General features: G+C 52.2%; 16 protein-coding genes and 1 pseudogene. 14 read left to right on the top strand and 3 right to left on the bottom strand.

Annotated elements, in window-relative coordinates; translation table 11 throughout:
* The first annotated feature begins 26 nt into the window (after window positions 1-26).
* The 8 genes from ispG (at window position 27) to ACMGGM_RS07575 (ending at window position 9117) form a co-directional block, all read left to right on the top strand.
* Window positions 27-1145, top strand: coding sequence for a flavodoxin-dependent (E)-4-hydroxy-3-methylbut-2-enyl-diphosphate synthase (gene ispG, locus ACMGGM_RS07610; protein WP_023337626.1), 1119 nt, complete (start codon window positions 27-29; stop codon window positions 1143-1145).
* A gap of 80 nt (window positions 1146-1225) precedes the next feature.
* Window positions 1226-2500, top strand: coding sequence for a histidine--tRNA ligase (gene hisS / locus ACMGGM_RS07605; protein WP_014884809.1), 1275 nt, complete (start codon window positions 1226-1228; stop codon window positions 2498-2500).
* Window positions 2501-2513: 13 nt separating this feature from the next.
* Window positions 2514-3134 (top strand): YfgM family protein, encoded by a 621-nt coding sequence (locus ACMGGM_RS07600; protein ID WP_014884808.1) that lies wholly within the window; start codon window positions 2514-2516, stop codon window positions 3132-3134.
* A gap of 10 nt (window positions 3135-3144) precedes the next feature.
* Window positions 3145-4323, top strand: coding sequence for an outer membrane protein assembly factor BamB (gene bamB / locus ACMGGM_RS07595; protein ID WP_014884807.1), 1179 nt, complete (start codon window positions 3145-3147; stop codon window positions 4321-4323).
* A 112-nt stretch (window positions 4324-4435) separates the two neighbouring features.
* A complete protein-coding gene (gene der / locus ACMGGM_RS07590) occupies window positions 4436-5908 on the top strand; it encodes a ribosome biogenesis GTPase Der (protein ID WP_014884806.1) in 1473 nt (490 codons plus the stop codon).
* Between the two features lie 299 nt (window positions 5909-6207).
* Entirely contained in the window at window positions 6208-7752 is a 1545-nt protein-coding gene (locus ACMGGM_RS07585) for a peptide MFS transporter (protein ID WP_023331072.1), read from the top strand.
* A 58-nt stretch (window positions 7753-7810) separates the two neighbouring features.
* Window positions 7811-8845, top strand: a complete 1035-nt coding sequence (locus tag ACMGGM_RS07580; RefSeq protein ID WP_023331071.1) for a hypothetical protein — start codon at window positions 7811-7813, stop codon at window positions 8843-8845.
* Window positions 8846-8895: 50 nt separating this feature from the next.
* Entirely contained in the window at window positions 8896-9117 is a 222-nt protein-coding gene (locus ACMGGM_RS07575) for a zinc ribbon domain-containing protein (protein WP_014884803.1), read from the top strand.
* Here ACMGGM_RS07575 and ACMGGM_RS07570 read toward each other — a convergent pair.
* The 3 genes from ACMGGM_RS07570 to xseA are packed head-to-tail and all read right to left on the bottom strand — an operon-like array spanning window position 9114 to window position 11916.
* Window positions 9114-9464 carry a protealysin inhibitor emfourin gene (locus ACMGGM_RS07570; RefSeq protein ID WP_014884802.1) on the bottom strand — a complete coding sequence of 117 codons (351 nt, stop codon included), beginning with the start codon at window positions 9462-9464 and terminating at the stop codon, window positions 9114-9116. The two genes, ACMGGM_RS07575 and ACMGGM_RS07570, sit on opposite strands and share 4 nt — an antisense overlap.
* Window positions 9465-10484, bottom strand: a complete 1020-nt coding sequence (locus tag ACMGGM_RS07565) for a M4 family metallopeptidase (protein WP_014884801.1) — start codon at window positions 10482-10484, stop codon at window positions 9465-9467.
* A gap of 58 nt (window positions 10485-10542) precedes the next feature.
* Window positions 10543-11916 (bottom strand): exodeoxyribonuclease VII large subunit, encoded by a 1374-nt coding sequence (xseA, locus tag ACMGGM_RS07560; RefSeq protein WP_023331070.1) that lies wholly within the window; start codon window positions 11914-11916, stop codon window positions 10543-10545.
* Between the two features lie 159 nt (window positions 11917-12075).
* On the opposite strand from xseA, the gene guaB reads away from it, so the two are divergent.
* The 6 genes and pseudogenes from guaB to ACMGGM_RS07530 all read left to right on the top strand — a co-directional run bounded on the left by guaB (window position 12076) and on the right by ACMGGM_RS07530 (window position 20834).
* Complete coding sequence (guaB, locus tag ACMGGM_RS07555) at window positions 12076-13542, top strand: IMP dehydrogenase (RefSeq protein WP_014884799.1); 1467 nt, start codon at window positions 12076-12078, stop codon at window positions 13540-13542.
* A gap of 69 nt (window positions 13543-13611) precedes the next feature.
* On the top strand, window positions 13612-15189 hold the full coding sequence (guaA, locus tag ACMGGM_RS07550) for a glutamine-hydrolyzing GMP synthase (protein WP_006811514.1): 1578 nt from the start codon (window positions 13612-13614) through the stop codon (window positions 15187-15189).
* A 135-nt stretch (window positions 15190-15324) separates the two neighbouring features.
* Complete coding sequence (locus ACMGGM_RS07545; protein WP_063943778.1) at window positions 15325-16683, top strand: AAA family ATPase; 1359 nt, start codon at window positions 15325-15327, stop codon at window positions 16681-16683.
* A complete protein-coding gene (locus tag ACMGGM_RS07540) occupies window positions 16683-17630 on the top strand; it encodes a DUF4435 domain-containing protein (protein WP_063943776.1) in 948 nt (315 codons plus the stop codon). The genes ACMGGM_RS07545 and ACMGGM_RS07540 overlap by 1 nt, the downstream gene beginning before the upstream one ends.
* Window positions 17631-17883: 253 nt before the next feature.
* A pseudogene (locus tag ACMGGM_RS07535) lies at window positions 17884-18170 on the top strand (DUF3750 domain-containing protein); the annotation flags it as partial.
* A gap of 327 nt (window positions 18171-18497) precedes the next feature.
* Window positions 18498-20834, top strand: coding sequence for an SEC-C metal-binding domain-containing protein (locus ACMGGM_RS07530; RefSeq protein ID WP_414149162.1), 2337 nt, complete (start codon window positions 18498-18500; stop codon window positions 20832-20834).
* Window positions 20835-20862 lie beyond the last annotated feature (28 nt).

The raw sequence follows: 20862 nt of genomic DNA, 5'->3' as shown, positions 1-20862 counted from the left end.
CAGACGGGCAACGCGGGAGATTTTTCATGCATAACCAGGCTCCGATTCAACGTAGAAAATCGAAACGGATTTACGTTGGGAATGTGCCAGTCGGCGATGGGGCACCCATCGCCGTTCAGTCGATGACCAACACGCGCACCACGGACGTGGAAGCAACGGTCAATCAAATCAAAGCATTAGAGCGTGTAGGCGCGGACATTGTTCGCGTCTCCGTGCCCACCATGGATGCCGCAGAGGCGTTCAAGCTGATCAAACAGCAGGTCAGCGTTCCGCTGGTAGCGGATATCCACTTCGACTACCGTATCGCGCTGAAAGTCGCCGAATACGGTGTTGATTGCCTGCGTATTAACCCGGGCAACATCGGTAACGAAGAGCGCATCCGCATGGTGGTGGACTGCGCCCGTGACAAAAATATCCCTATCCGTATCGGCGTCAACGCGGGATCGCTGGAAAAAGATCTGCAGGAAAAATACGGTGAACCCACGCCGCAGGCGCTGCTCGAATCCGCGATGCGCCATGTCGATCATCTCGATCGTCTTAACTTCGATCAGTTCAAAGTTAGCGTAAAAGCGTCTGATGTATTCCTCGCGGTGGAGTCGTACCGCCTGCTGGCAAAACAGATCGATCAGCCTCTGCATCTCGGGATTACCGAAGCGGGTGGCCTGCGTAGCGGTTCTGTCAAATCCGCGATCGGTCTGGGACTGCTGCTCTCTGAAGGGATCGGTGACACCCTGCGCGTTTCGCTGGCGGCCGATCCGGTAGAAGAGATCAAGGTCGGTTTCGATATCCTGAAATCACTGCGTATTCGTGCGCGTGGGATCAACTTCATTGCCTGCCCAACCTGCTCGCGTCAGGAATTTGATGTGATCGGTACGGTGAATGCCCTGGAGCAGCGTCTGGAAGATATCATCACCCCGATGGACGTCTCCATCATCGGCTGCGTGGTGAACGGTCCGGGTGAAGCGCTGGTGTCCACATTGGGCGTGACCGGCGGTAACAAGAAAAGTGGTCTCTATGAAGATGGCGTTCGTAAAGATCGTCTGGATAATAGTGACATGATCGACCAGCTCGAAGCTCGCATCCGCGCTAAAGCCGCGATGATGGACGAGACACAGCGTATTAGCGTTCAGCAGGTTGAAAAATAACGTGATGGGAAGCGTGCCGCTTCCCATGTATGATTGAACCCATTCTTTGGGTTTTTTTTGTATATAGAAAGAGAATAAACGTGGCAAAAAACATTCAAGCCATCCGCGGCATGAACGATTACCTGCCTGGCGAAACCGCCATCTGGCAGCGCATTGAAGGCACACTGAAGCAGGTGCTCGGCAGCTACGGTTACAGCGAAATCCGTTTGCCGATTGTAGAGCAGACCCCGTTATTCAAACGCGCGATCGGCGAAGTGACCGATGTGGTTGAAAAAGAGATGTACACCTTTGAGGACCGCAACGGCGACAGCCTGACTCTGCGTCCGGAAGGGACGGCGGGCTGCGTACGCGCCGGCATCGAACATGGTCTTCTGTACAATCAGGAGCAGCGCCTGTGGTATATCGGCCCGATGTTCCGCCACGAACGTCCGCAGAAAGGTCGTTATCGTCAGTTCAACCAGCTGGGTGTGGAAGTGTTTGGCCTGCAGGGTCCGGACATCGACGCCGAACTGATTATGCTGACGGCCCGCTGGTGGCGCGCGCTCGGTATTGCTGAGCACGTTTCGCTGGAGTTGAACTCTATCGGTTCTCTGGAAGCGCGTGCGAACTATCGCGATGCGCTGGTTGCATTCCTGGAACAGCATAAAGACAAGCTGGACGAAGACTGCAAACGCCGCATGTACAGCAACCCGCTGCGCGTGCTGGATTCCAAAAACCCGGATGTGCAGGCGCTGCTGAATGATGCACCTGCGCTGGGAGACTACCTGGACGACGAGTCTCGCGAACACTTTACCGGCCTGTGCAAGCTGCTTGAAGCAGCGGGCATTGCCTACACCGTGAACCAGCGTCTGGTGCGCGGCCTGGACTACTACAACCGCACCGTGTTTGAGTGGGTGACCACCAGCCTCGGTTCACAAGGCACCGTGTGTGCCGGCGGTCGTTATGACGGTCTGGTTGAGCAACTGGGTGGCCGTGCGGCACCTGGCGTTGGCTTCGCGATGGGCCTTGAGCGACTTGTTTTGTTAGTTCAGGCTGTTAATCCGGAATTTAAAGCAGATTCCGTTGTCGATATATACCTGGTGGCCTCAGGCGCGGAAACGCAGTCTGCGGCGATGCAGCTTGCCGAACGCGTGCGCGATGCGCTGCCGGGCGTTAAGCTGATGACCAATCATGGCGGCGGCAACTTCAAAAAACAGTTTGCTCGTGCCGATAAGTGGGGCGCAAGTATTGCACTGGTGCTGGGTGAGTCCGAAGTGGCTAACGGCGAAGTGGTAGTTAAAGACCTGCGCTCTGGTGAGCAAACAACGGTAACGCAGGACGGCGTTGCGGCGCATTTGCGCACTCTATTGGGCTAAGGAGAAAGACTGCGTGGAAATTTACGAGAACGAACACGATCAGGTCGACGCGATTAAACGCTTCTTTGTTGAGAACGGCAAAGCGCTGGTTGTTGGGGTGATTTTAGGTGTGGGCGCGCTGATTGGCTGGCGTTACTGGAACAATCATCAGGCGGATACCGCGCGCGGCGCGTCTCTGACCTATGAAAATACCGTGAGCGCGATCCGTGCCGATCAGCCACAAACGCTGGTTGCGGCAGAGAAATTTGCTGCTGACAACAAAAACACCTACGGCGCGCTGGCTGCGCTGGAAGTGGCTCAGCAGTACGTTGATAAGAACGAACTGGATAAAGCTGTTGCTCAGTTGACTCAGGGTCTTGCTGCTGCCAGCGATGAAAACCTGAAAGCAGTGATTAATCTGCGCCTGGCACGTATTCAGGTTCAGCAGAAAAAAGCTGACGATGCGCTGAAAACGCTCGATACCGTTAAAGGCGAAGGTTTTGCTGCCATCGTTGCCGATCTGCGCGGTGAAGCGCTGCTGAGCAAAGGTGACAAAGCGGGCGCGCGTAAAGCGTGGCAAGCTGGCGTGGATAGCAAAGCTTCACCTGCGCTGAGCGAAATGATGCAGATGAAAATAAATAATTTGTCCGTCTGAGAGGGACCCGATGCAATTGCGTAAATTACTTCTGCCAGGACTGCTTTCTGTTACGTTATTGAGTGGTTGTTCACTGTTCAGTGGCGAAGAAGACGTTGTAAAAATGTCCCCACTGCCGACGGTTGAAAACCAGTTTACCCCTTCTACCGCGTGGGATGTCTCCGTTGGTAATGGTATTGGTGACTTTTATTCCAACCTTCATCCGGCCTTTGCGGACAGCGTTGTTTATGCCGCCGATCGTAAAGGTACCGTGAAAGCGGTCAATGCTGATGACGGAAAAGAAGTCTGGTCTGTTAACCTGGCGGAAAAAGATGGCTGGTTCTCCCGTAAACCTGCACTGCTGTCTGGCGGCCTGACGGTTGCCGGTGGTCATGTCTACGTGGGTAGCGAAAAGGCGCAGGTTTATGCCCTGAACACCAGCGACGGCTCCATTGCCTGGCAAACTACCGTGGCCGGTGAATCCCTGTCTCGCCCGGTCGTGAGCGACGGCCTGGTGCTGATTCATACCAGCAACGGCCAGCTGCAGGCGCTGAACGAAGCGGACGGTCTGGTGAAATGGACCGTCAACCTTGACATGCCTGCGCTCTCTCTGCGCGGTGAATCTGCGCCTGCTACCGCATTCGGTGCAGCAATTGTAGGCGGTGATAACGGTCGCGTGAGTGCCGTGCTGATGCAGCAGGGTCAGATGATCTGGCAGCAGCGTATCTCTCAGGCTACAGGCTCAACGGAAATTGACCGTCTGAGCGACGTCGACACAACGCCGGTCATCGTAGACGGTGTGGTTTACGCGCTGGCCTATAACGGTAACCTCACCGCGCTGGATCTGCGCAGCGGCCAGATCATGTGGAAACGTGAACTGGGTTCTGTAAATGATTTCATCGTGGACGGTAACCGTATCTATATGGTTGACCAGAACGACCGTCTGCTGGCGCTGAGCACTGAAGGCGGCGTGACCCTGTGGACGCAAAGCGATCTGCTGCACCGTCTGCTGACCGCGCCAGCACTGTACAACGGCAGCCTGGTGGTAGGCGACAGCGAAGGGTATATGCACTGGATTGATCCGGATAACGGCCGCTTTGTTGCACAGCAAAAAGTCGACAGCTCTGGTTTCCTGACCGATCCGGTTGTGGCTGACGGCAAACTGCTGATTCAGGCAAAAGACGGTACGCTGTACGCGATCACGCGTTAATTACCCGGCGGTTGTAGTATACTAAACGGCTCCTGTTCACTCAGGAGCCGTTTTGACATTTTTAAAAACGCCGCGAATGCGACGTTTATTTGAATTTTATGAGGCTTCAAACATGGTACCTGTGGTCGCGCTTGTCGGGCGCCCTAACGTTGGAAAATCCACTCTTTTTAACCGTTTAACACGCACCCGTGATGCGCTGGTTGCGGATTTCCCGGGGCTGACGCGTGACCGTAAGTACGGTCGTGCAGAGGTGGAAGGACGCGAGTTCATCTGTATTGATACCGGTGGTATTGACGGTACAGAGGACGGCGTTGAAACCCGCATGGCGGAACAGTCATTGCTGGCGATTGAAGAAGCGGACGTGGTGCTGTTTATGGTGGATGCGCGCGCTGGACTGATGCCGGCAGATTCCGCCATCGCCAAACACCTGCGCTCGCGTGAAAAGCCCACTTTCCTGGTGGCGAACAAAACTGACGGTATCGATGCCGATCAGGCCGTTGCGGACTTCTGGTCTTTAGGCCTGGGTGAAATCTACCCCATTGCGGCATCGCACGGTCGCGGCGTGACTAGCCTGCTGGAAACCGTTCTGCTGCCATGGGTTGATGAAGTTAACCCGCCGGAAGAGGTGGACGAAGACGCTGAATACTGGGCGCAGTTTGAAGAGGGCGTTGAGGGCGAAGAAGAGCCTGAAGACGACTTCAATCCGCAGGATCTGCCAATCAAGCTGGCTATCGTGGGGCGTCCAAACGTAGGTAAGTCTACACTTACTAACCGTATTCTGGGTGAAGAGCGCGTGGTCGTTTACGACATGCCTGGCACCACGCGCGACAGCATCTACATCCCGATGCAGCGCGATGAGCGTGAGTATGTCCTCATCGACACCGCCGGGGTACGTAAGCGCGGGAAAATCACCGATGTGGTGGAAAAATTCTCCGTTATCAAAACCCTGCAGGCGATTGAAGATGCCAACGTCGTCATGCTGGTCATTGATGCACGCGAAGGAATCTCCGATCAGGATCTCTCTCTGCTCGGCTTTATCCTCAATAGTGGGCGTTCACTGGTTATCGTGGTCAACAAATGGGATGGCCTGAGCAATGAAGTGCGCGAGCAGGTGAAAGAGACCCTCGACTTCCGTCTGGGCTTTATCGACTTTGCGCGCGTGCACTTTATTTCTGCCCTGCACGGCAGCGGCGTCGGTAACCTGTTCGAATCCGTGCGTGAAGCCTATGACAGCTCCACCCGCCGTCAGAGCACCGCCATGCTGACCCGCATCATGAATATGGCTGCGGAAGACCATCAGCCGCCGCTGGTACGCGGTCGCCGCGTGAAGCTGAAATATGCTCACGCCGGGGGGTATAACCCGCCAATCGTGGTGATCCACGGCAACCAGGTGAAAGACCTGCCGGATTCCTACAAGCGCTATCTGATGAACTACTTCCGTAAATCGCTGGACGTGATGGGCACGCCTATCCGCATCCAGTTCAAGGAAGGGGAAAACCCGTTCGCTAACAAGCGCAACACCCTAACGCCGAACCAGATGCGTAAGCGTAAGCGCTTGATTAAGCACATTAAGAAAAGCAAATAAGCTTTGCTGAACTCACAAAAGCCCGCGCATGTCGCGGGCTTTGTTTTGCCCAATCATACCGCCGGTTTTCTCTGTGTGATGTCAATCACTATTCACTTTTAACCATGTTTAAAACTAAGAAAGTAGACAATCGTCGAATTTTCGTCTTAAAGTCCCGGGCCCGGTACTAGACAAAACTAGCATCTGGTTATCAAATGGTTAACTAACTTTTCGCCGCATGTAAAAAATCGGTCAGATACGTAACTGGCCGGCGTACTTGCTGGTGTTTACAAGCACGACACATACCTTTCGGGAGAATTATGCAATCCTCTGTTAATCAAAAAGAGAGCCGAACGTTCTTCGGCCATCCGTATCCGCTCGGTTCACTGTTTTTCACCGAGATGTGGGAGCGTTTCTCGTTTTACGGCATTCGTCCGTTACTGATCCTGTTTATGGCCGCCACCGTCTATGACGGCGGGATGGGCCTGGCCCGTGAAAACGCCTCGGCGATTGTCGGTATCTTTGCCGGGACCATGTACCTGGCCGCGTTGCCGGGGGGCTGGCTGGCGGATAACTGGCTTGGGCAGCAGAGAGCCGTCTGGTACGGTTCAATTCTGATTGCGCTCGGCCACCTGTCGATTGCGCTGTCGGCCATCATGGGTGACAACCTGTTCTTTATCGGCCTGATGTTCATCGTGCTCGGCTCTGGCCTGTTCAAGACCTGTATCTCGGTCATGGTGGGGACTCTGTATAAAAAAGGCGATGCGCGTCGTGACGGCGGTTTCTCGCTGTTCTATATGGGCATTAACATGGGCTCGTTCATTGCCCCGCTGATTTCCGGCTGGCTGATTAAAACCCACGGCTGGCACTGGGGCTTTGGTATTGGCGGCATCGGGATGCTGGTGGCGCTGATTATCTTCCGCGTGTTTGCGGTTCCGGCGATGAAACGCTACGACAGCGAAGTCGGTCTGGATTCCACCTGGAACAGTCCGGTGGTGAAGCGTAATGGCGTGGGCATCTGGCTGCTGGTGCTGGCGGCAGGTGTGGCAACGCTCGTGACGCTGATTGCGCAGGGCGTGATTGTGATTAACCCGGTCGCGGTAGCCAGCGTGCTGGTCTACGTGATTGCTGCGTCTGTTGCCCTCTACTTTATTTATCTGTTTGTTTTTGCTGGCCTGAACCGTAAAGAACGCGCCAGACTGCTGGTGTGCTTTATTCTGCTGGTCTCCGCGGCGTTCTTCTGGTCTGCGTTTGAGCAGAAGCCAACCTCGTTCAACCTGTTTGCCAACGACTACACTAACCGCATGATCGGTGATTTTGAAATCCCGGCGGTTTGGTTCCAGTCGATTAACGCGCTGTTCATCATCCTGCTGGCCCCGGTGTTCAGCTGGGCATGGCCGAAACTCGCGACGAAGAACATCCGCCCGAGCAGTATCACCAAATTCGTGATCGGTATTCTGTGTGCGGCAGCGGGCTTTGGCCTGATGATGCTGGCGGCACAGAATGTACTGAGCAACGGTGGGGCGGGGGTGTCGCCGTTCTGGCTGGTGGGCAGTATCCTGATGCTGACGCTGGGTGAACTGTGCCTGAGCCCGATCGGTCTGGCGACCATGACCCTGCTGGCGCCGGAAAGAATGCGCGGCCAGATGATGGGTCTGTGGTTCTGCGCCAGTGCCTTGGGTAACCTGGCGGCCGGCCTGATCGGCGGTCACGTGAAGGCCGACCAGCTGGATATGCTGCCGGATCTCTTCGCCCGCTGCTCCATCGCGCTGCTGATTTGTGCCGCGGTGCTGATCGTCCTCATTGTTCCGGTGCGTCGTATGCTGGAAAATGCGCAAACGAAACCAGCAGCTAGCGCCTCATAAACCTCAGCGTGCCGGGGCTGGCGTTACGCCCCGGCACGTTATTCCCTGAGGTGAAAATATGCAGTTAGGATTTGTTGGTCTTGGTGCGGTAGTGGAGACAGCGTATCTGCCCGCATTGCGTAACCTGTATGGCCGCCCGGTTCGTTGTTTCGGGTTTGATGTTCTCCCGGCAAAGCACCCTGAAGGCGTGATGCGCTGCGCCTCGCTTGCGGAACTGCTTGCCACCCCGCTTGATACCCTGTTTATCACTACCGCATCGCTGCACCATCTTGAGGTGCTTGAGCAGGCAATCGCCTCACCGATCTCCCGGATTGTGATAGAAAAACCGATTGTCGCCACGCTTCCCCAAATAGATAAGCTTAATGCGCTGCTGGCCACGCCCGGTGCGGCATCCCGCGTGCTGGCGCTCGACCACTGGATGGCGCGCATCGAAACGGTGAAGCGCTCGCTGGTCGATCATTTTTCTGACGTCGTCAGAATTGAAGGCTTTTTGCAGGAGCCAAGCGGGTATAACGCTGTCGGCGAACCCATCGCGCTTAATTTCTCCACCGGTGAACCGGATACCAGAACGCTTCGTCACCCTGATGGCGTGATTCTGGATATCGGTACGCATGTGCTGGCGATGCTGCGTGAAACGATGTGCTTTCTGGGGGGCGATGACGAGATGACGCTACAGGTCGTTGCCGCTAAAGACCGTCTGGGCCGCGCTATTGCAAAAGGAGACCTGACCACGGCGGAAGGTGAGGCGCATCTTCAGGGAAGCATCAGCGGCGTACCGGTGGACATCTGGCTTAACAAATACGCAGGACCTGCGGGCGGGCAAAAAGGCTTGCGTCTGCATCTGCGTGACGGGCGCACCATCAGTCACGACCGGCGCGGCGCGGAAGATGTGCTGGAGGTCATTGAGGGGGATGATATCCAGCGCTGGTCTCTCCCCGGCACAATCTACGAGCACTGTCTTGCGGGACATATTCTTGGCGATAAAAGTCTGTTTGAGCGGGATCCGCAGGAGGTGAGCCGTACTACGCGCCGTCGGATCGAGGAAGTTGCGCTGCTGCTGACCTTGCAGCAACAGTTGCGTGGTCCGCACTGAACGCAACGTGGTAAAATTACCCCATACCTGAATGCTTTGAAGGAGTCACCATGACGATTACCTGCCCGGATTGCCAGGCAACGCTGGAGCCCCAGAATGGGGTGGCGCACTGCGAGAACTGTAACAAAGACATTGCGCTTGAAGCCCGTTGCCCGGAGTGCCATCAGCCGCTCCAGGTTTTAAAAGCCTGTGGCGCGGTGGATTATTTCTGCCAGAACGGCCACGGCTTAATCTCTAAAAAGCGCGTGGAGTTTATTCCGGCAGAACGTTAATCACACACGCAGCCTTCGCCTTTCTGCCACAGTTCGACCAGCGACTCGGGTGCTTCCTGCTCGGGCACCAGCACGATGATATCGGCATAATGTGCCTGATTCTGCCCGGTCCAGATAATCTGGATGCGGAAATAGCGCTGGTCACCGCTGCCGGGTGACGTGGCTTGCCCGGGCGGCTGGCCGCGTGGAAACGCCTGCTCCAGGATGCTCACCAGGCGCTGGCGCTGGGCTTCATTGAGCGAGGACAGCGCGATGGTGCGCTGACCGCTCAGCTTAGGAATAAAAGCGACGCCGCCTTCCCGGGCCAGCTCAACTACGGCGTCATCCGTCAGTTCCGGAACCTGCATTTACAGCACTCCCACCTGTTCCCAGGCTTGTTTTATGGCCGCTCCGACGTCGCTACCGGAGCGTTTCTCTCCGTGCGCGATCGTTAGTTTTGCAAAGGCCTCAAAATCTGCATCCTGCGCCAGATTGCGATCGCAAACTGTGTCGTACCAGGCATAACCCGCTTTTTCCCATGCGTGACCGCCGATCGCCGTCGCGGCCAGATAAAACGCCCGGTTGGGGATACCGGAGTTCAGATGCACGCCGCCGTTATCCTCGCGCGTTTTAATGAAATCTTTCATGTGCGCGGGCTGCGGATCTTTGCCGAGCAGCGGGTCATCGTAGGCGGTGCCGGGTTCAGACATCGAGCGCAGCCCTTTGCCGTTAATTCCTGCGGCTAGCAGCCCTTCACCAATCAGCCAGTCTGCTTTATCGGCGGTTTGCTTCAGATGATACTGTTTCACCAGCGAGCCAAACACGTCAGAGAGAGACTCGTTTAGCGCGCCCGACTGTTCAAAATAGATCAGTCCGGCCTCGGTCTCGGTTACGCCGTGGCTCAGTTCGTGCGCCACCACGTCAATGGCAATCGTGAAGCGATTAAATATTTCCCCGTCGCCGTCGCCAAATACCATCTGCTGACCATTCCAGAAGGCGTTCTGATATTCCCGGCCGTAGTGAACGGTCCCGGTCAAAATAAGCCCTTTATTATCGAGTGAATCGCGCTGATATTCTTTCCAGAAGAAATCATGGGTAATCCCTAAATACGCGTAGGCTTCATCGACTGCGACATCGCCATTCGACGGCTGACCCTCATAACGTACCTGGGTACCCGGCAGCTCCTGGGTTTGCTTCGCATCGTAAATATCGCGCTCCAGCTGACCGGCTTTATTCACGTGCGGGGCGGCGGGCTTGCCCGGCATATGGGCCATTAACGTCTGCACGTGGGTTAAGGTCTGACGGGCGCAGCGCTGCTGCGGCTCGGAGCCCGTTTCGATAATACGACGCAGAATATAAGGGGGAATAACGCTATAAAGATGGGTCATGCAGCTCTCCTTATCAAAAAAGGGAATAGCTGCAGTATAGTAAGTAACCGGCGAAGAATTATCCGGTTTTGCGCTGACGCGTCTTTTTCACCGGTTTAATTGATTTCACTTCGCTTTCTACCCAGCCGTCAGACAGGCGGGTGGTCAGCACATCCCCGGCTTTGACCTGTTTGGTTTGTTTCAGCACTTTCCCGTCCGTCGCGGTGGTGACGCTATAGCCGCGCGCCAGCGTGGAGAGGGGGCTGACCGCTTCAAGATGGGTCACCGCATTGCCAAAACGTTCGCGGGTGGTACTCAGCCGGGCGCGGAGAGTCTCCGCCAGACGAAACTCCAGCTGCTGAATCCGCGTTTGCGCGCGGTAAATTTTCGGCTGCGGATTTTGCTGGTTAAGGCGCTGCGTCACGCGCTGCTGGCGCGAAACGGCGCGTTTCAGCTGAGTATCCAGCGCGATATTCATACGCTGGCGCAGACGATCCAGCACCGTCTGTTGACGCGCCAGGCGCAGCTGCGGGTGCTGCTGCTGCAGACGATGATGAAGCTGGGTAAAGCGACGGGTACGGTTGGCGAGGAAGTAGTCCATCGCCATTTCAAGGCGCTGCTGGCCGTTCTGGATCTGACGCAGCAGCTCCAGCTGGTTACGACTCACCACTTCTGCCGCCGCGGAAGGCGTAGGCGCACGTAAATCCGCGACAAAATCGGCTATCGTTACGTCAGTTTCATGCCCGACGGCACTCACGACGGGGATAAGGCTGGCAAAGATTGCCCGCGCCACGCGCTCGTCGTTAAAGCTCCACAGGTCTTCCAGCGAGCCGCCACCGCGCCCGACGATGAGTACGTCACACTCCTGGCGCGCGTTGGCCAGCGCAATGGCGCGCACAATCTGGCCCGGCGCATCGTCGCCCTGCACGGCGGTCGGGTAGATGATGACGGGCAGGGAAGGGTCGCGACGCTTGAGGACGTGTAAAATATCATGCAGTGCCGCACCGGTTTTTGAGGTGATGACCCCAACGCAGTGGGCAGGAGAGGGCAGCGGTTTTTTAAACTGCTGGTCGAAAAGCCCCTCGGCAGAAAGCGTTGCTTTTAACTGCTCATACTTCTGCTGCAACAGCCCTTCGCCCGCAGGCTGCATACTCTCGACGATAATTTGATAATCACCGCGCGGTTCATACAGGGTAATATTGGCGCGAACCAGAACCTGCTGGCCGTGCTGCGGACGAAACGTCACGCGGCGGTTGCTGTTGCGGAACATCGCGCAGCGCACCTGGGCGGTGTCGTCTTTTAAGGTAAAGTACCAGTGGCCGGAAGAGGGCTGCGTGAAGTTAGAGATCTCACCGCTGATCCAGACCTGCCCCATTTCCTGCTCAAGCAGCAAACGCACCGTCTGATTCAGGCGGCTGACGGTATAAATTGAGGGGGATTGAGAGGATAACATGTGAGCGGGATCAAATTCTAAATCAGCAAGTTATTCAGTCGATAGTAACCTGCTGAGAGGCAATCGCAAGCATTTTTTTTAAAAAAGTGTAGATGCAATCGGTTACGCTCTGTATAATGCCACGGCAATATTTAACCACCCAGGTCAGAGATATTGCCCATGCTACGTATCGCTAAAGAAGCACTGACGTTTGACGACGTCCTCCTCGTTCCCGCTCATTCCACCGTTCTGCCGAATACTGCCGACCTCAGCACGCAGTTGACGAAAACCATTCGTCTGAACATTCCTATGCTCTCCGCGGCAATGGACACCGTGACTGAAGCGCGCCTGGCTATCGCCCTGGCACAGGAAGGCGGCATTGGCTTTATCCATAAAAACATGTCTATCGAGCGTCAGGCGGAAGAAGTTCGCCGCGTGAAGAAACATGAATCCGGCATTGTGTCTGACCCTCAGACCGTTCTGCCAACCACCACTCTGCACGAAGTGAAAGCCCTGACCGAACGTAACGGCTTCGCCGGTTACCCGGTTGTGACCGAAGATAACGAGCTGGTTGGCATCATCACCGGCCGTGACGTGCGCTTCGTGACTGACCTGAACCAGCCTGTCAGCGTCTACATGACGCCAAAAGAGCGTCTGGTGACCGTTCGCGAAGGTGAAACCCGCGACGTAGTGCTGGCGAAAATGCACGAAAAACGCGTTGAGAAAGCGCTGGTTGTCGATGCGAATTTCCATCTGCGCGGCATGATCACCGTGAAAGATTTCCAGAAAGCAGAACGTAAACCTAACGCCTGTAAAGACGAGCATGGCCGTCTGCGCGTGGGTGCAGCGGTGGGTGCCGGTGCCGGTAACGAAGAGCGTGTTGATGCGCTGGTGGCTGCGGGCGTTGACGTCCTGCTGATCGACTCCTCACACGGCCACTCTGAAGGCGTTCTGCAGCGTATTCGTGACACCCGTGCTAAGTACCCGGACCTGCAGATCATCGGCGGCAACGTGGCAACAGGCGCAGGCGCTCGTGCGCTGGCAGATGCCGGCTGCAGCGCGGTGAAAGTAGGTATCGGTCCAGGCTCTATCTGTACTACCCGTATCGTCACCGGCGTGGGCGTTCCGCAGATCACCGCTGTGTCTGACGCGGTTGAAGCGCTGGAAGGCACCGGTATTCCGGTTATCGCTGACGGCGGTATCCGCTTCTCTGGCGACATCGCTAAAGCCATCGCCGCGGGCGCTGCTGCCGTGATGGTGGGCTCCATGCTGGCCGGTACCGAAGAATCCCCGGGTGAAATCGAACTCTACCAGGGCCGTTCATACAAATCCTATCGTGGGATGGGCTCCCTGGGCGCGATGTCCAAAGGTTCCTCTGACCGTTACTTCCAGACCGATAACGCCGCTGACAAACTGGTGCCGGAAGGTATCGAAGGCCGCGTTGCTTATAAAGGCCGTCTGAAAGAGATCATTCACCAGCAGATGGGCGGCCTGCGCTCCTGTATGGGTCTGACCGGCTGTGGTACCATTGACCTGCTGCGTACCAAAGCGGAATTCGTACGCATCAGCGGTGCGGGTATCCAGGAGAGCCACGTTCACGACGTGACGATCACCAAAGAGTCCCCGAACTATCGTCTGGGCTCCTGATTTTTCTTCGCCCGACCTCGTGTCGGGCGATTTATTTAATCTGTTTCACTTGCCTCGGAATTAGCGTCAATGACGGAAAACATTCATAAACATCGCATCCTCATCCTCGATTTTGGTTCTCAGTACACTCAGCTGGTGGCGCGTCGCGTACGTGAACTGGGCGTTTACTGCGAACTGTGGGCGTGGGATGTCACGGAAGCACAGATTCGCGAATTCAATCCAAGCGGCATCATCCTGTCCGGCGGCCCGGAAAGCACCACCGAAGAGAACAGCCCGCGCGCGCCGCAGTACGTGTTCGAAGCAGGCGTGCCGGTATTCGGTGTCTGCTACGGTATGCAGACCATGGCCATGCAGCTGGGCGGCCACGTAGAAGGCTCTAACGAGCGTGAGTTCGGCTATGCACAGGTAGAAGTCGTCACCGATAGCGCACTGGTGCGTGGTATCGAAGACTCCCTGACCGCTGACGGCAAACCGCTGCTGGACGTGTGGATGAGCCACGGCGACAAGGTCACCGCTATCCCGTCTGATTTCGTAACCGTTGCCAGCACCGAAAGCTGCCCGTTCGCGATCATGGCGAACGAAGAAAAGCGCTTCTACGGCGTGCAGTTCCATCCGGAAGTGACCCACACCCGTCAGGGTATGCGCATGCTGGAGCGCTTCGTGCGCGACATCTGCCAGTGTGAAGCGCTGTGGACCCCGGCAAAAATCATCGACGACGCCGTGGAGCGTATCCGCCAGCAGGTTGGTGATGACAAAGTGATCCTCGGCCTCTCCGGCGGCGTCGACTCCTCCGTGACCGCGATGCTGCTGCACCGTGCCATCGGCAAAAACCTGACCTGCGTCTTCGTGGACAACGGTCTGCTGCGTCTGAACGAAGCCCAGCAGGTGATGGACATGTTCGGTGACCACTTCGGTCTGAACATCGTTCACGTGGAAGGCGAGCAGCGCTTCCTGGACGCGCTGAAAGGCGAGAACGATCCGGAAGCCAAGCGTAAAATCATCGGCCGCGTATTCGTGGAAGTGTTCGACGAAGAAGCGCTGAAGCTGGAAGACGTTAAATGGCTGGCACAGGGCACTATCTATCCTGACGTGATTGAATCAGCTGCTTCAGCAACCGGTAAAGCACACGTCATCAAATCTCACCACAACGTGGGCGGCCTGCCGAAAGAGATGAAGATGGGTCTGGTTGAACCGCTGCGCGAGCTGTTCAAAGATGAAGTACGCAAGATCGGTCTGGAACTGGGTCTGCCGTACGACATGCTCTACCGTCACCCGTTCCCGGGCCCGGGGCTCGGCGTGCGCGTACTGGGTGAAGTGAAGAAAGAGTACTGCGACCTGCTGCGTCGCGCAGACGCGATCTTCATCGAAGAGCTGCACAAAGCTGACCTGTACAACAAAGTAAGCCAGGCGTTCACCGTATTCCTGCCGGTTCGCTCCGTCGGCGTCATGGGCGATGGCCGTAAGTACGACTGGGTTGTTTCCCTGCGTGCGGTAGAAACCATCGACTTCATGACCGCGCACTGGGCGCACCTGCCGTATGACTTCTTAGGCCGCGTGTCTAACCGCATCATCAACGAAGTGAACGGCATTTCCCGCGTGGTGTATGACATCAGTGGTAAGCCACCGGCTACGATTGAGTGGGAGTAATTTTCCAGCTTCGTAGTTGAATCACTAAAGCCCGTGTAACTGCGGGCTTTTTTATGCTTCTTTTCTTGCCTTCATGTATTTTTTGTATAAATATATGATGCTTACACTTATTTCTTATAATAAAAGGAGTTTGAGATGGTTCCACCAATTGAGTATTTTTTTATTGGAAATATGCATGGATACAAAGATGTTAGATTAGATTTTTATGATTTATATAAAATACTGCTATCTGAAAATGGCCAAGGTAAAACAACTATATTAAAAATCATTGATGCAACATTAAACGGGAATATTAAAAAACTTAGAGATGTTAATTTTGGTAGTGTAGAGATAAAATTCGCGAGTTCATCTGAACCAATTTCCATTATGAAATCAGATTTGGACTATGATTGGGAGTCAAAGGCTTATCGACATGTTTCTGAAAGGGTTTCTCAAGAAGAGCTTTCAATAATAATTGACATAATAATGTCAGAAAATAGCCTTAATACTGTTAGGAATAAAATTAAAAATTATTACGAAGTGAATTCTAAATCTCAACTAAGTCATCCAGACGCAATCAGATCTTCTTTGCCTTTTAGTATGATGGCGTTAAGAGATCTTTTTGAGGAAAAAGAATCGCTCTTTTTGGGTGTTAAGAAAATGGATTTTTTTCAACAAATAGAAGAGAGATTTACTCTTAAGACATTGTATCTTCCAACTTACAGGAGAGTAGAAGATTTATTGTCTTCTTTGAATGTGGATAAGGATAAACAAGGTCAGGATTATATTCAGTTTGGTTTGACTGATGTAGAGGATAAGTTAGAGTCTATAAAGAAAGAAATACTCACTTCATCAAACGATTCAATGTCACGTATTAACAGTGAGATTTTAAATAGGCTTGTCAACGGCCTAACAGTTAATGATGATGATAGATCTATTATAATCAATAATTCTAATGATATTGAGCTTTTACTTAATCGATTTGGTCGTTCATTAACGCTATCTGATAAGAATAAAATAATAAGTTTAGTAAAGAATGAGTATGAAGTTGGAAAAAAGGAAAACGACACTCTCATTTATTTTCTTTCAAAGATGTATAATGCTTTTTTTGAACAGCAAACTAAAGATAAAGCTTTAACAAGATTTGCGGAAGTTTGCTCTAAATATTTTAAGAACAAAAAAATGACCTATGATGCAACATCGATTAGTGTTGTCATTACTTCATTAGAAAGAGATGAGCAAATAAAATTTGGTGAGTTATCTTCCGGTGAAAAGCAGATCGTTTCTTTGTTTTCGACGCTAATCCTTGAAAGAGATAGTCGATACTTCATATTATTTGATGAACCTGAGTTGTCTCTTTCAGTAGAATGGCAGAAAATTCTTATCAAAGATGTTATGGAATGTGAAAGTTGTTCAATGCTGTTGGCTATGACACATAGTCCTTTTATTTTTTCTGGGCTCACAAAGTATACGTCTGACCTCCAATCCTACTTTTTGGAAAAGGAGGGGGAGTAATGTCACGCGTAGAATACCTGACAGAAAGTATGGATGATACTGAAGTGTTCTTTTTGGAGTACTCTAGGGTTAGGGGAAGTGCGCAGTTGATATTTATAATTGAAGGCAAAGATGATCCTAAGTTTTATACATCTAAGATAGCAAATTTTTTTTATGATAAATGGGATTTTCTCTCTGTTGGTGGGAAAAGTAAAGTCTTAGAGTTACGACTTGCTATTAAAGATAATCCTATATATTGCAAGGATAATACTTTTTTTATGATTGATAAAGATTTTGATGAGGAAATCCTCGAGAAAGATATTTATACCACACCTTCATATTCCATTGAAAATATTTATTGTGAACCAGAGACGGTAAGGAAGATGCTGGTTGGTGAATGCGGTTTAAGTAACTATAAAATTAAACATCGCAGTGCAATTTTAGAATATCTTACGATGAGATATCTTGAACTTCAGTCATTATTCCACAAAAACAAAAGGCTCATTATTGCAAATATTATATTTCTATATGCTAGAAAAGGATCTCTCGAAAAAAAAGTGAGCCTTGATAAAATATTAAAAATAAATATTGATATTGAAAAAAATGGTGTTTTAATTAAAATAAATTGGAAGGGTGAGTTTAGTAAATTAAAGAGCAATGAGAGAGGGAATTTTATTAATTTTGTGAAAAATAATGCTCAGGTTAAAGAAATTTTGAATAATCCCGGGGCAAGGTTTAGAGGCAAGCAGGAGATAGGTTTTTTAAAGGAGTTTGTGAAGCTCCTTAAAGATAATACTTTTCTCACTAAAGAGATTGAAGAATACTTTTCTTACAGCTTAAAACTTGATAATCCTTCATTGCATGATCATATGCTTTCTTCTTTGGCACAGTACGTAAGAACGCCAGATTGCCTTATTAATTTCTTCGAGAGTATTAAAAGTGATATCAGAACATTATCCAAAGTGTAAAAACTTGAATGATTTTTATTTAATATTTGAAATGACTTTTAATTGATGAAGATGTTTAAAAAAATTCTATATATTGATACTTTAAATTACTTGTTTTGATAATATAACTTACCCCGTCTCGATCCGAAAGGCGGGGGAAAATATTACTCATCAGGATACTTTCTATGTTGACACTGAAGCCTTCCTACTCGCTTTTCTTGTCATAGTGCAGCTGTCGCTGGCGACCAGCCTGGCGCAGGCCACGTGCATCAGCGATAAAGTGCGGCTGAATCGCAACCTGCTGGAAGGTTACTGGTACGGCGCGCGGCCTCGGGGGGAGGGGGGGGCATCGCGGTGCTGCCACGCAGGCGATGATCCCACAGATTGAAGCGGCGATAAAATCCTACTCGAGGGTGGCCCACCACTTATCATGTGTGACCGGGGCCCATCAGCAATACGTTTCTTGCGCTCATTGCTCATTAAATGCCGGTGCTGAAACTGGATTTACCGGTGAACGCTCTTAGTAAAGATTATCGCTCGCTGCTGCATCCGCTGGGTTTGTAAGTATCCAATATAATCATGCTATTCCGATTACAACATCATTTGGCCGGGATCTCAAAAAGAGCGTGGAACTAAAATGGTCTATTTACAATATCGCCACTATGCAGATGGTCATATTCAGTGTGCAAACACAAGCTAGCCCCCCTGACAAAAATCATTCACTACAGTCAGTGCTCGGAACCTCTACGTAACCAGATTGAGGATGATATATAAGAAAGCCGATTATTGTGAACAGCGTAAAGCCAAGATGCTGGACTGAGCTGATATGATTGACGAGTGGGCATTATAGTGCTCGAAAGATCAGTGGCTCAAAACGGGGAGATAAGGATGAATATGGAAGAAGATCGAAAGAAGGCTGTTGCTTCTTTATTAAAGGATATGGAATCCACTGCTGCCCGAATGCGTGAGTTGATTGTCAAAATGCCTCCGCATGATTTGCTCGGGTACATCTACGCTCAGCACATGATGAAAACAATGGGAAACCAAATTGGGGGCGAAAAGCAAGGCCAAGAGGGTAGCCCAGATGACGTGGTTAATGAAACCCAGTTCTTACTAGAGTATGTTCACGCGGTTCTGGCATCTGATGCCGCACCTGTGGAGATGAAATTCGACGAAGCAATGTGCACTGAGCTGTTTGAACGTAGCCGAAAACTGAGAGAGCAGGCCATGTTCTTTGCTATGGGCACCTCCGTCGGTACCAAAGATGGCATCTTCGGTCCTAACACGGCCGACATTGAATTCCGTGCGAAATCCACTTGGGTCATGATACGCGGGAATCGTTATCAAGTTTTGGAGAGCGAGTTCTATCGCTACGTTCTGGCGCCTCACAATGATGTTTTGGAGGTGGTGTACGGCATTGATGCCAACGATATTGCGGAAGGCTTTCAGGCCATGGCCGACGCCATTCGTACCGGGCACGCCAACGCAATTATGGAGTTGAAGAAGCAGTTTGAGGCGGCAAGGACCTTTTTTATAGAGCAAGGTAAGTCTATGGAAGATGCCATGAAGGCATGGATTGCAGAAAATGAGGAGCAGTCCAAAGTGGCCCGGGGAGCTATGGAGGATATGCTTCGCGGCGGTATTGCCAATGTAAGCCGTCACACGAAGTTGCCACCGACATTGCTAGCAGACTTGTCATACCTGCGAGGAGAAGAAACTGAGTTCTTCGCAGCGGGCGATTTTAAGGGGACACCCTTTCGGACATTGCCAGCGCGTAAGAAACCTCTAATTCAACTTGGGTCGGACTACTACGCGGTCGATCCCTGTTTTGCTCGCGATGCGGGGTATCGTGCGCTCCTATTTAACCTCCTTCAGCGAAAGCCGGATTACCATAAGGCCTTTAAAGATCGGCAGAAAATGATGAGCGAAGCAGCCTTTGCCGACATTCTTTATGCCCAACTTCCGGGAGCCACAGTTCTCCAGGAAGTTTACTACAAGGATCCTGACAGCAAGCAGTGGTCCGAAAACGATACTCTAATCCTGGTCGATGATGTGCTGTTACTAGTTGAGGCCAAGGCTGGTGCAGCTGCCACCATTGCATCACCGGCGCTTGATTTTGGCCGCCATGCTCAATCAGTGCAGGACTTAGTCCTCAAGGCATATAAACAATGTGCGCGCTTCTTCAATTATATGAATTCGGCGGATGAAGTGTCCCTCTATCACCTCGTGAATGGCAAATACGAAGAGTGTTGTCGTGTGCGCCGCTCTGACTACCGGGTGATGGTGCCGATTGGGTTGACAGTCGAGTCGTTCTCGCCCTTTTCCACGTACTGTAAAGAATTACCGCAGGTTGAGCCTTTACTTGGAAAGCATGCTTTCATTTCACTGTCCATCGACGATTTGTTTGTGCTCAAGCGACTCTTGCCCACACCCGGGGAGTTCGCCCATTACTTGGAGGTGCGGCAAGCCGTGGCCGGAATACGCGGGGCTCATCTCTTCGACGAGTTCGATCACTTGGGTGCTTACCTGAAGAATAACCGTTTTGATCAGGATATTATCGAGCAGTTGAAGGAAGAGAAAGCGAACATGGTTATCTGGGATGGCATGAGTGACATCGTCGACAGGACCTTCGAAGGTGAGGAGTGGGAAAGCAAACCGTTCCCAAGTCAGAAGTTCCCAGAGGAGGTTCTGAAGCTGCTTGGAGCACTCGATAGCACGCGAGCTAGCGGCTGGCTTTCAGCAGAGAGTCATATCCGTGACCTAGGAGAGGATGGCCGGAATAATCTGGCCAAGATGCTGTCCGACCTTCGAAAAACACTGATTCAGCATCCTGTTCGTTACTTTGTTCTGGGCGGGGACGGTGTACCGCTCTTCGTTTGGCTTCAACGGCAAGGTCATCCAATTGACTGGACTAAGGTGAACAATAAGGCCAGTGCAGTTGCGTTGAGCGCCAAGGCTACTAATGTCATTGGCGTTGTGGCTGAAGTTAGTGCCGATGGCACTTATTTCCAGGCGCGGTCTTTCAAAATTTACATACCAACGGAGCAAGCAGCAGAAAACGCACACATTTATGAAGACGCGGCGAGAATGGCCAATTCTGTACGTACGGTCAATCTCGAACGGGAAAAACAAGTCCACTTTGGTCGCAAAAGCAAAAAGATTGGCCGTAATGTCCCTTGTCCATGTGGCAGTGGCATGAAATACAAGAGATGTCATGGGCGGTAAAATCTGCTTAGGAGTTCAAACGGAGGTT

This window comes from Enterobacter sp. BNK-14 (assembly GCF_047456095.1).
GTDB classification, from domain to species: Bacteria; Pseudomonadota; Gammaproteobacteria; order Enterobacterales; family Enterobacteriaceae; genus Enterobacter; species Enterobacter kobei.
The sequence above is the reverse complement of the archived record's forward strand: the minus strand, read 5'-3'. Positions and strand labels throughout refer to the sequence as shown.